Origin of the sequence: Brumicola blandensis, assembly GCF_031846165.1 — a bacterium.
GTDB classification, from domain to species: Bacteria; Pseudomonadota; Gammaproteobacteria; order Enterobacterales; family Alteromonadaceae; genus Glaciecola; species Glaciecola blandensis.
The window spans coordinates 20,568-33,361 of the sequence record NZ_JAVRIE010000004.1 but is presented as its reverse complement, the minus strand read 5'-3'; the positions used below and the strand labels follow the sequence as shown (position 1 = coordinate 33,361).

Here is a 12,794-nt window from a genome sequence, read left to right as displayed (position 1 = left end):
ACGCATACTGCATTAAATACCCAATCACATTATCGTTATAATATAACATTTAAAAATAAGACTGTAAAAGTAAATTATGTATACGGAGGTATTTTTACTCAGGAGCAATGGCGCTAGTTTGTGAATCATTCTCTTGCTTGAGACGATTCTCTTTTGCTAAGCGCGGAGCAGACATGAAAGATTCATTTTGGATGTTGAGGTATTCGCTCACGGAAATCAGTTCAATATCATCCGGAAGGTCATCAAGCTTCTTTTTGAGAAACTCAATAGTGACTGGATAGGGATGTGCGATACCAATCACTGATCCGTTTCGTCTCGCTTTTCTTAACATCTGCGAAAACTGCTTCTCAAGAAAAGCTTCATTCGCAAAATGATCGAGAAAAACGTGTCGAGTCGCAGAGTATACGCCGTGCTGTCTAGCTATCTGATGTGCTTTTGAAAACTTAGTTGTGCGACTGTCGATAAAGTATAAACGATTGTTGTTTAATACTTCCATTACCGCATTCATTTGTAGCGTAATTTGTGTCAATTTGCTGCCCATATGATTATTGACACCAATCGCGTGAGGCACCGACTCTAGAGCGCGCAGCATTGCCATTTCAACTTCGTCAGGATACATGCTTGCCAATATAGCTCCTTCGCCTAAAGCTTCTCCATGCAGAGACTCCATTGGCATATGCAACATGACTTCTCTCCCCTGGTGGAAGGAGAATTCAGAGAATTGGGTAGAAAATGGCGTATGAGGCAGTATTGAGAAAGTCACTTTTTCAGAGAGAGCAAAAGCGTCGGCATCGGCACGTTTGTTTCCGATGTCGTCTATGATGATGGCTATCCTGGCCTTTTTCCGTGTATGTCCTGTTGTTTGACTAAGTACGTATTGCGCAACCATTGTTGCATTGGATGTCACAATCGCATTTAGTGCATTTGAAGAGTCAGCAGCGTTTGCACCACTCGACAAAAAGCAAATAACAGTCATACAAATGACTATGATTCTATTTTTTAGCACACTTCTTCTTCACTTTGTGTTTTCAGCTAACAATCCGCGCAGATTGCGACTACTCACTTTTACACAAGTTGTTTATTATTTTTATTAGTCGTTAATAGGATATCAATGCTTAGCAATAATTGCACCTACTTGAAGTTAAATATTTCACACTCACCAAATAATGATAAAAACACTTCTAAAGTATTGAAAGAATTAACTTTAACTCAGCTAGCCAAAAGGTCTTTGTTGTAGATGAAATACAGTAACGACAAAAATTAGTCGCTAAGGCAATCGCGGCTACAAAAGAACAGTCATTTTTTTGAATAATTTCAGCGAAATCAGATGACTCGGTGTATGCTAAATAAATTAAGGCATGTTGAACGAGGAAAATACAATGGCCACTCCAGAAGAAATGCTACAAACCATGATCAAAAACCTACCGGAAAAAACGGGAAAATCGTTGGAGCAATGGCTACTAGAAACCCAGAAACTCACATTTACTAAGCATGGCGAGTTCTTAAAATATCTAAAACAAGAGCATGGTGTGAGTCATGGTTTTGCCAACCTAATTGCAAGTAAAACACTCGATGCAAAAAATAGTGACCGACAGGACGATCCTTTGCTTTCCCTATATGCCGGTCCAAAAGCGGAGCTAAAACCTATCTATGATCGCTTGATAACGCACATTACTAATTTTGGCTCCGACGTGGAGATCGCCGTCAAGAAATCTTATGTTAGCCTGCGCAGAAACAAGCAGTTTGCGATTATTCAAGCCTCTACGAGAACACGCGTCGATCTTGGCCTGCAGCTCCCTGGTGTAGCAGAAACACCTCGATTAGAATCGTCAGGTAGTTTCAATCAAATGGTCACTCACAGAGTCAGAATAGAAAGTCTGGAAGATATCGACTGTGAACTAATCGATTGGCTTGAACTCTCATACGATAGAAATTAATCACTGAATCACAAAATGACTTTTGGCTCATTCAGCGGAAAGTCAGCTTTGATATTCTAGTCTAAGATTCAAGGGCTCAATAAAGAGCATGTTAATCAACGGACTGTATCGGGAAAAACTATGGCTAACTTCGCAAAAATCTCTTTTGGTATCGCTACTACAGTGTTACTGACGTACTCCTCATTAACGCTGGCGCAAACATCTTTCAGTAATGCTGATGCAAGCGCTTGGAGTAATAGTATAGCAGCCAACGCAAACCAGCTCGCGGTGCAAAAAGCAAAGGCCCTAAATGCTAAAGGTGAGTTTGAAAAGGCGACTAGTATTCTTGGCGGTGCTGACAAAACACCGGAAGTCTATGGCTCTCTCGTCATCAACTTAGCACAATATGATTTAGACGAAGCGGAAGACATCGCAAACGAGTCAATCAAGGCTTTTCCAAACAATGCACGACTGCACTATTTACGCGGTGTCGTTATGGGTAGCCAAGCACAAAGCTCAATCTTCAGCGCCTTAGGATATGCTGAGAAATCTTTGAATAGCTTTCAAAAAGCAGTTGAACTCGATCAAGAAGAAATTACATACAAACGAGCTCTGATGAGTTTTTATCTTGCTGCGCCGTCAATTGCCGGAGGTGACGAAGATCTCGGTAAAGCTCAACTAGATGCAATAAAGATGGCGGACCCACTGCAAGGTGTTTATGCTGAATATGCTTTTTTCCAAATGACAGACGAGCCAGAGAAGGCTTTGGCATTATTACAAAATTCGGTTCAAACCTATCCGCAGGAAATTAGTTTGGTATTTAGGCTCGGTGTCTATTATTCACAACAAGAAGATTACGACAAGGCTATGCCCTATTTTATGCAAGCGTCAGAAATGCCAAGCCCAGCATTATTGCGTGACCCCGATACAGGGGACCTTGAAGCAAGCTATAGGCGGAATATAGAAGCTAAACTTAGCGCACTTTATCAAGTAGGCAGAACCGCTGTTGTGACAGAAAAAAACACGGCAAAAGGCATCGCTGCCATGGGTGCTTTGCAAGCCGCAACTGAGTCAAGCCAGCTAAGTCCAGAAAGCATTCCTAATATGAATTGGGCAATGGCACGTTTAAGTGAGTTGTATATTCAAGCAGGTGATAAAAGCGCCGCTAAAGCGACGCTAGCTAGTGTTAAAGTGGGCGAAGACAAGGATTTAAAGAAACAAGTGAAGCGGCTGCAAAAAATGCTGTGAACCGCAATCCCCCCTCTAAGTCTGGCGCTGGTATCTAAAACTATTTAGCGCCATACTTACCACTCATAAGTCACATCACCCACTCCGCTTACAACTTAGTCGGCTTAAATGTTACTTGGTAGCGATAATCGCGCCACGGTAAACGGTATTTAGGTAAAGGTGGAGTACCCCAAGAGTCTGTGCCGCCAACACCCCGTTGTTTGTAATCGATATTAATGAATATCCGATCTGTTGGTGTCAGGTCGTGAGGATGCTTTCCTGACTTATCAAACTGGTCGTAGTCATTTACATCAAAACGCTGTGCACCAAACTCAAACAATGGCTCACCCAACACCTCTAAACCTACACCTGCGGAATTAACAAAACTCGCATGGCGAACATCAGTTCTAAAACCGTTTTCTTGTGGACGCACATAGCCAAAATAAAGATCATCTATCGTAGCACTATATTGACCAACAAAAGCGGATGCCTTGCGATCCCAATAACTTTCATGTGGCCCCCGACCGTACCAAGCAACTCGATCAAAATTACTCGGCATCTGAAGCAAAGAACCTAAGCGAGGTAGTTCTGAATGAAATTTATGTGGCGCAGCATAAAACCACACATCCATAGTAACCGTTCCTGCTGTCGAGACGACATAAGTAACTAAATAACGACTTTCTACCTCTTTCAAATAATGCTCTGTTGATACAGTGATGCTGCCATCGTCACGTTTTTCAAAGGACCATTGGCTTAGCTCAGTGTTTTCACCAGCATACTGCCAAGCCTTAGCTTTTTCCGGAAAGTTTTCGCCGAAGTCATTATCTGTTGGTGCTCGCCAAAACGAGGGTTTGATGGGTGCTTTTAGCAAGGATGTATCTTCGTATGCCAACTGCTCAAGCCAACCACTTTGTTTGTCAAAAGTGAATGTTGAACCTGCAGCTATCAGTGTAAGCGTCGTGGGCGTTTCTTCGACTTGCACGCTAGCCGTGTTGCTTTCCACTTCAAGTAAAGAGGCTTGATGCTGGTTTGCCCAAGGCAATTGTACTCGTCCAACACTGTGGCCTGATGGCAAACCTGGCTTAGCGTCTTTTATCACAAAATCAAGGTTAACAAAGTACTCTTTACCTAGCTCAGGCATGACAGTATGCGCCAAAGAAACCAATTGATCAGTTTGAGCTTCTGCACTTAAGTCTTTCACTTCTCCTGAGGCAACGACTTCACCATTCGCAATTATTTCCCAGTGAAGCTTGAGATCACTTAAGTCAGTAAAGAAGCGTTTGTTTGTGACCCGAATGTCACCCTTAGCGATGTCAACTGCCGATGCATCAACGTTTTGATAAACCTTTTTAACTTCATGAGCATGAGGATTAGGTGTTCGGTCTGCCGCGAGCATCCCGTTGGCACTGAAGTTACCATCGTGATACATACCAGGTAGTTCCAAATCACCACCGTAAGCCCAGTAAGTTTCACCTTGCTCGTTTTTGCGCTCGAAGGTTTGGTCGACCCAATCCCAAATAAAACCGCCCTGTAAACTTGGGTATTGCTCAATAACCTGCCAATAATCTGCCATATTCCCAACTGAATTACCCATGGCGTGCTGATATTCACATAGAATTAGAGGGCGCGTTTCACCCAATTCCGCATAATGAATCAAGGTATCGATACTGGCATACATTTGGCTGTACATGTCTGTATGCCTGCGCAATTGGGCCTGCTCGGACATGACAGGAAAAGAGGTTCGAGTTTTCAACCAATCATAAAGTGCTTCAATATTAGGACCATCACCACTTTCATTGCCAATAGACCAAATGACAACTGATGCATGATTTTTATCGCGTTCAAACATATTTTCAACACGATTGAGGTATGCTGCTCGCCAATTCGGCATGTTGACCATATGTTTATCTGGATCGTAAGAATGACCTTGGTTCGCCGCACCAATACCATGAGATTCAATATTCGCCTCATCTACGACATACATGCCATATTCATCAGCAAGTTCATACCAATATGGATCGTTAGGATAGTGCGCTGTTCTTACCGCGTTGATATTGTATTGTTTGAGCAAAGCCATATCTTCGCGCATCGATTCGCGTGATAAAGCATGGCCGGTTGTTGGGTCGTGTTCGTGGCGATTTACGCCTTTGAATAAAACTGGTTTGCCGTTAATCAAAACATTGCCATCTTTAAGTTCACTGGTGCGAAACCCAACGCGCTGCCAAACAACTTGAACCAGCTCTCCTTCAACCTGCTCCAAGGCTAATCTTAGCATGTAGAGGTTGGGAGACTCTGCACTCCAAGGCGCTACTTGCGGAATAGTTGCAGCAAATGACAAAGATTGTGAGCTTTGGGATGGGTCAAGCGCTGAGTTACCCTGAGCGACCACTTTATTCTGTTGATCAAGCACTTGGTAAGTTAGCAATAAACCCTCTTGCTTCTGTTGGTTATCAATCTCAACATCCAGGGCTAGTTCACCGTCTAGGTAACTTCCATTCAACTCGGTATTGGCATGAAAATCTTGAATGCGCGTTTGTGGCGTTGCGTAAAGGTATACATCTCGCGTAATACCACTTAATCGCCACATATCTTGCAACTCCAAAAAGGTACCATCAGACCAACGATAAACTTCGATAGCGATCTCATTAACACCAGAATGAGTGTATTCGGTCACATCAAATTCAGACGGGCTTTTAGAGTCTTGAGCAAAACCGACATAGTTACCATTCACCCATACATAATATGCAGACTTTATGGCGCCTAAATGAAGAAACACACGTTGTTCTTGCCAATTCGCCGGAACTTCAAATGTGCGTTTGTAAGACCCTACAGGGTTATCATCCTCTGGCAATTCGCCGGCCACAGGTTGGTCGGTAAAGTCGACCCGCATATTTACATAGTTAGGAACACCATAACCCTGTAATTGCCAGTTGGCAGGTACTGGAATATCGTCCCACTGAGAAACATCATAATCAGCTTCATAAAATTTTGCTGGGCGTACATCAGGATTTTTACCGTAATGAAACTTCCACTGACCATTTAGTAATAAATGGTTAGGCTGACTCCAAGGTTCACTGACAAAATTTCCTGGATCGGCATTAAAGGCATAAAAAGAGGCCCGCATGGGTAATTTGTTTACCGCAAAGACTTCTGGATTCTGCCATTCTTTGAGTTCTTTCTTTTGGCTAACTTGATTGTTATTGTCTTGCATATTGTCCACCTTAAAACAACTAGATAGCGCGAGCATTACGCTTAATAGCACGAAATATTTGATATACCTTCTAAGCATAAGATTACCCTGAAAATACTGATAACATTATATTATACTATTTATATTATAATTTGCAGGGCAATTCGTACTATCACAGCGTTCTTTCGTGGCTAAAATCAAGTCAGGGTGCAGGAGTAAGCGGTGGGGCTAAAACTAAGCATCTAAGGAAAAGGCAAAAGCCACATAGTTTGTGGCTTTTGTTTTGGACGGTACTTACTGTTCTGGTTTAGGCATAAATACTTTAAAACCGCATAAAGCAGCAATAGTCACCAAACCTACCAACAAACCAAGCCAAGGCTCAAATACGCTGAATGCCATTGCGGTGATGACCATCGCGCCACGTTCGGTAGCATCATCAACCAGTGACAACGCAAGCGTTGCACATGCAAACGCAGTTAAAATTAACGTCACTGCTAAAGCGACTGGAAGTAAGGGTTGAAGTAAGGTCACCAGTGGTAAGAAAATGAATAAGAAAGGCAGCCCAAAAGCATAGAAACTACCAATACTGTCAAATATAGAATCTACTTTCTCTCGACCTTGCGTCCAACGTTTCAAGAGTATGACCTGGATCCCAGTCCATAATACACCTTGTGTCGTAAAGAAAGGCGCTACAATTCCCATCATTACGTTACGAAGACCTGTTGCCATGTGCGCACGACTGCCATTTAATTCCAACTTCTCGTCATCACGCTGCGTTTGGGCTTGTTCAATCATTTCGTTGCCGGTAACTACATCACCGAAAAACAAAATATAGGTGATAAGAGCAAGAGGAAATGCCGCGATGAAGGTATCAACAGATGGCCAACCAATATGGAATGGCGATGCTTTATCCCACAGGGATGTTGCAGCAGCGCCCACATCCAAGATCTCCCAACGAATATTGTATACGAATTCTCCGGTGAAATAGCCGACGCTACCCGCAATAATAAAGCCTGGTAGTAATCCAAACCCTAAAATCATGGCCAGCACTTTGTTGTTTGCAGCCATAGCCTGCAATGGTTTGGAGAACGCAAAAACTAAACATACTACTACGCCCAAGGTTCCAGCAATAGGTGCTGATTGAAACACGTTCGCTGCATCACCATCTTTAGTCACTCGAAGAAACGCGGCGACAGCTGCACCAAGGATAATTCCGCCCTTGAATACATTGGGAACAACTTTGATCAGCTTTGCTCCCAAGCCGGTGACGCCTAGAAATATTAGAATAAAGGCAAAATTCAAAGAAAGTGCCGTCATGGCTTGAAATTGCGCAGTATGATCACCTAGATACGCAGGCGTAGTGATGAAGGCCACCACAAAAGGGATTGCTGGTGTCAGCCAGCCAGGAGCATAAGGGTCACCAAAAAACATCCAAGAAAATGAAATGAGTAAACTATGGAACATGGCCATTACTACGGCTTCTTCAAAACTTAGCCCCAACAAAGCCATAAAATAGGGCACTAACGCGAGACCTGTCGCACCGGCTACAGCAAGTCCCTGAAGCATATCGGCCAATGAAAAACGTAAATGAATCAAAGGAATACGTGCTGTGAATGGTCCCCACTTCAGACCAGGTTGAACTTCACCATGTTGTCGTTTCGGTAACATATTATTATTCTCGTATTTTGTTTTATTGTATTACTTGTCGCCACGAATGAGTCTAGCGCTTCATTTTAGTGCTAGGCCAGCAAGGTGTTCACGACAAAAAATAATTATCCAGATACTAATACAACATTAATTAACAAAAAGGTCTCATTTTTTTAACATATAAGAAAGTATTGGATTGAGTGATAACTATGACGGATTAAGAAAAACAATCGGGAATAGGAAACAAAGAAACAGGTGTTTGAATAACGTCGAGATTAAGGTGTAATTTGCGTCAATGAGAAACGGAACGAGGTTCCTTTGCCTAATTCACTGCTCACCTCAAGTTTTGAATCGAGCAATGCCATTAACTTTTGACAAATAGCTAAGCCTAAACCGGCGTGAATAGCACTATCTTCTTTTGAGTTGGAAGCTTGATAGCGCGCTTTGAATATATGATTTAGCTCACGCTCGCTAATACCAACACCGCTATCTTTGACCTCAATAGTTAAATATTTGTCTGCCTCAACAACATTAATATCAATATGTCCATTTTCCGGCGTGTGTCTGATAGCGTTCTCTATCAGGTTGGTGAGCACTCGCTCTAACTTTCCAATATCTGCGTGCACATAGCCATTTTGTGCAGCGGCATTAACGTTGAGTGTAATTCCTTTGTTTTGTGCATTCATTGTGAACTTTGCCGCAACATCATGTAGCAGCTCGGCTAACATGAAGCTCTCTTTCTTGAGTGTAACGTGGCCGCCCTCGAGATAGGCTAGTTCAAAAATTTGGTCAATCAAGCGTTTAAGGTTAAACAAGTTCTTTTCACAAATATCCATAAAACGTTGACGCTCATCCTCGTTAATACTGCTTCCTTTTAATGACAGAGTCTCGATATAACCTTGCAAGTTTGCTAGTGGCGTTCTTAAATCATGTGATAAATCAGCGAGCAAAATTCGTCGTTCATTATCAGTTTGTTTAAGCTTTTTCATTTGCTCATCAATATGATTGAGCATGTCATTAAACGAAAAACCCAAACGCTGCACTTCGTTACGACTCTCATTTCGCCAAGGACGCAACTTTACACCAGAGCCATCAAGATCAAATCCGCTCGCCCTAAAGGTATCCATGTCATCACTTAATATCTTTAAAGGTGCTGTAAAAAATCGAAACAGCAGCAACAAAGCAAATAGTAAAAACAATGTCGCTGCAACAATGATCATTGCGAAAGTTTGCACTCCTTCGCTACGTTTTAGATTTTCTACTATCGAGTCATAGCGTGCGCCACCAATGATGACATACAAATATCCTTGCAACAGTTCTCCGTTATATACTGGCGCTGCAGAAAAAATCTTATGTTTGTTCTCTGACTTGGGATCATCACCTCGAACAGGTAAGGTTGGGTTTGGTTCAAGCAGGCTTAGTATTGGCGCCAAATCAATACTCTTTTTGATGACTTCGCCTTTTTTGGCCGAATACGTTTTAATATTTCCTTGGGTATCTAAAAAATAAAATTCAAAATTTGGCCCCAATATCATCAGCGTATGGAACAGATTGCCCAAGGCATCATAGTCATATACTCCGGTTTTCAATAAGGGATTATCAGAGACTAAATGTGAAGCTAGATCGAGATGTAACATCTGCTCACTTTCGTCTTTCATTGAATCTTGTAACCGGCTCGATGCCAGCACAAAAACACTCAAAATAACGAGAAAGCCAAGGACTAATGACACAGATAAGCGCTGATAAAAACAGAGTTTAGGACGCCACATCTAGCTGGCTCTCTGCTGCTGTTGGTTGTTGAACTTATAGCCGACACCCCATACCGTTTGCACATATTTAGGATCGGTTGCATCGCTTTCTACTTTTGCACGCAATCGGTTAATGTGCGAATTGACGGTGTGCTCATAACCACTGTGTTGGTATCCCCAAACAGACTCCAATAATTGAGTGCGTGAAAAAACCTGATTTGGATGTTGCATCAAATGATACAAAAGTTCGAACTCAGTGGCGGTTAAATCAAGTGACGTTTCATTCTTGGTCACCTGACGAGTCTGTTGGTTAATGCGCAGTTCACCGCTGATGATAATATTGCTAGGTGAGCTAGGCTGCTGTTGATTTGCTTGCTGAATTAGATGAGCTTTTCGAATTTGTGAACGTACTCTAGCCTGCAGTTCTCTCACGCTAAATGGCTTAGTCATGTAATCATCCGCGCCCAACTCTAAGCCTAACACTCGGTCTGTTTCTGAATTTTTGGCCGTTAACATGACAATTGCTTGTTCTGGCTTTTTTTCTCTTACCTTGCGGCAAATATCCAAACCACTCATGTTAGGTAGCATCACATCGAGTAACATCAAACAAAATTCATCGCGTAATGCAATTTCGCATGCCTGAACACCATCGGCGCAGTGGGTAATTTCCAGTCCCAACTCAGCTAAATTGACTTGAATGAGAGTGGCGATATCTAAATCGTCCTCGACTACTAGTACTTTATCCGCCATCTTTCTTCCTCTCTTGCATCCCATCTATTCATAGCTGAGCTATGTTATTTACATACAGGACCGAGATTAACGAAGAAATATCTCAAAAGTATCACGAAAAAGACAAATTTTTGTGCTGCCCTATTGTAGGCAGCTGGTTTCATTTAAATCGCAGCAGCTAGTTCTGCTCCCTGGCGTATAGCACGTTTGGCATCCAATTCAGCAGCAACATCGGCACCACCAATAATGTGAACTTGCATACCAGCAGCTCTTAAACTCGCTTCAAGTTCTTTGAGCGGCTCTTGCCCAGCACACACTACGACATTGTCGACATCAAGTAGCATCGCTTTGTCATTGATAGTGATGTGCAAGCCCTCATCATCAATCTTGTTATAGCTGACGCCATTCATCATTTGAACTTTGTGATTCACCAAAGAGTTACGATGGATCCAACCCGTGGTTTTACCTAAACCCTTACCCACCTTGCTGGTTTTGCGTTGCAATAAAAACACCTCTCTGGGCGGCTCATGCAATTGCTTTTCAACCAATGCGCCAGGTTGACTAAATGACTTGTCTATACCCCAATGTGTTAACCATTTATCCAAATTAGTTGTTAACTGCTCTTCTTCAACTAAATATTCCGAAACGTCAAAGCCAATACCACCCGCACCAATCACAGCAACACGTTTGCCTACTGGCTTTTTGTCGCGTAACACATCGATATAACTCATTACTTTGGCATGATCATGCCCTGGAATGGTCAAGCTACGCGGTTTGATACCGGTGGCCATAACCACTTCCTTGAAGCCTTGCTCTTTCAGCAGCTCAGCATCAACACGCGTGTTCAGGTGTAATTTTACGCCGGTAATTTCTATTTTGCGTCTGTAATAGCGCAAGGTCTCGTAAAACTCTTCTTTACCAGGTACCTGTTTCGCGTAATTAAACTGCCCTCCAATTTCACTGCTTTGGTCGAATAGGTGAACTTCATGACCACGCTCAGCAGCATAGGTTGAGAATGCTAAACCCGCTGGACCGGCTCCAACGACAGCGACCTTTTTCGGCATCGCCGCTGATTTAAAAATCAGTTCAGTTTCATAGCAGGCCTGAGGGTTCACTAAACAGCTCGCCCGTTTTTGCTCGAAAGCATGGTCAAGACAAGCTTGATTACAAGCAATGCAGGTATTAATTTGGTCCGACTGATTCCTGCTAGCCTTCGCAACAAAGTCTGGGTCAGCTAGGAAAGGACGAGCCATCGATACCATATCAGCGTGACCTTCAGCCAAGACCGATTCAGCCACTTCGGGCGTATTGATCCGATTGGTTGTGATCAAGGGAAGTGACACTTCTGCTTTCATCCGCTTGGTTATCCAAGTAAATGCCGCTCTGGGGACCGACGTTGAAATAGTCGGCACGCGAGCTTCGTGCCAGCCAATCCCTGTATTGATAAGGGTAGCACCCGCTTTTTCAATCTCTTTGGCAAGATAAACGACTTCTTCCCAAGGCGCGCCTCCCTCAACCAAATCAAGCATCGATAAGCGGTAGATGATAATGAAGTTAGGCCCTACACGTTTTCGGGTTTGACGCACAACTTCAATAGCTAATCGAGCACGGTTTTCTAGGCTTCCACCCCATTCATCCGTGCGAAAGTTTGTTCGCTCACAAAAGAATTGATTGATCAAATAGCCTTCTGAACCCATTATTTCGACGCCATCATAACCTGCACTTTTGGCATAATTAGCGCATTCAGCATAGTCTTTAATCGTGCTTCGAATACCTCGAGCAGATAACGCTCTTGGCTTGAATGGAGAAATCGGTGCTTTCACTGGCGAAGCTGATACTGCTAATGGATGATAACCGTAACGACCAGAGTGCAATATTTGCATACAGATTTTGCCACCTTCTGCGTGCACAGCATCGGTAATCACTTTATGTTTTTTTGCATGGCGATTGCTGGTCATTCTGCCAGCAAATGGGGCGACCCAACCGGCTCGATTCGGTGCAATGCCGCCTGTGACAATCAGACCAACGCCACCCTTTGCGCGCGCAGCATAAAACGCGGCCAACTTGTCAAAACCGCCTTTTTCTTCTTCCAAGCCTAAGTGCATCGAGCCCATAAGCGTGCGATTTTTTAGCGTCGTAAAACCTAAATCTAAAGGTGTTAACAAGTGAGGAAAAGCCACCGTGTCTGTCATTTTTTGTCCTTTTTTCTTAGCAGGTTATTGCGCTTCGAGTAATTACGCAAGCTCTGCGATACTACTCACACATAATTCCGAATATTGTTTATACTATTTAAATAGGTACAAAGAGCAATTCCTTCAACGAGTAGAGTAGATTAAC

8 protein-coding genes are annotated in these 12,794 nt (G+C 43.0%); 2 read left to right on the top strand and 6 right to left on the bottom strand.

Annotated elements, in window-relative coordinates; all coding sequences use genetic code 11:
• Positions 1-94 precede the first annotated feature (94 nt).
• Positions 95-976: a divergent polysaccharide deacetylase family protein gene (locus RM544_RS10645; RefSeq protein WP_311361777.1), complete on the bottom strand. Its 882-nt coding sequence runs from the start codon at positions 974-976 to the stop codon at positions 95-97.
• A gap of 403 nt (positions 977-1,379) precedes the next feature.
• On the opposite strand from RM544_RS10645, the gene RM544_RS10640 reads away from it, so the two are divergent.
• Together RM544_RS10640 and RM544_RS10635 are read left to right on the top strand one after the other, a co-directional pair.
• Entirely contained in the window at positions 1,380-1,937 is a 558-nt protein-coding gene (locus tag RM544_RS10640; RefSeq protein ID WP_311361776.1) for a DUF5655 domain-containing protein, read from the top strand.
• A gap of 120 nt (positions 1,938-2,057) precedes the next feature.
• A complete protein-coding gene (locus RM544_RS10635; protein ID WP_311361775.1) occupies positions 2,058-3,164 on the top strand; it encodes a tetratricopeptide repeat protein in 1,107 nt (368 codons plus the stop codon).
• 88 nt (positions 3,165-3,252) lie between these two features.
• Here the strand turns inward: RM544_RS10635 and lacZ are convergent, their stop codons facing one another.
• From lacZ to RM544_RS10610, 5 genes are all read right to left on the bottom strand, one after another.
• Positions 3,253-6,354 carry a beta-galactosidase, LacZ type gene (gene lacZ / locus RM544_RS10630; protein WP_311361774.1) on the bottom strand — a complete coding sequence of 1,034 codons (3,102 nt, stop codon included), beginning with the start codon at positions 6,352-6,354 and terminating at the stop codon, positions 3,253-3,255.
• Positions 6,355-6,627: 273 nt separating this feature from the next.
• Positions 6,628-8,001, bottom strand: coding sequence for a xanthine permease (locus tag RM544_RS10625; protein WP_311361773.1), 1,374 nt, complete (start codon positions 7,999-8,001; stop codon positions 6,628-6,630).
• Between the two features lie 254 nt (positions 8,002-8,255).
• Positions 8,256-9,749 carry a sensor histidine kinase gene (locus tag RM544_RS10620; protein ID WP_311361772.1) on the bottom strand — a complete coding sequence of 498 codons (1,494 nt, stop codon included), beginning with the start codon at positions 9,747-9,749 and terminating at the stop codon, positions 8,256-8,258.
• Entirely contained in the window at positions 9,750-10,478 is a 729-nt protein-coding gene (locus tag RM544_RS10615; protein ID WP_311361771.1) for a winged helix-turn-helix domain-containing protein, read from the bottom strand. It lies immediately after the preceding gene.
• Positions 10,479-10,621: 143 nt separating this feature from the next.
• Positions 10,622-12,649, bottom strand: coding sequence for an NADPH-dependent 2,4-dienoyl-CoA reductase (locus tag RM544_RS10610; protein WP_311361770.1), 2,028 nt, complete (start codon positions 12,647-12,649; stop codon positions 10,622-10,624).
• Positions 12,650-12,794: the final 145 nt, after the last annotated feature.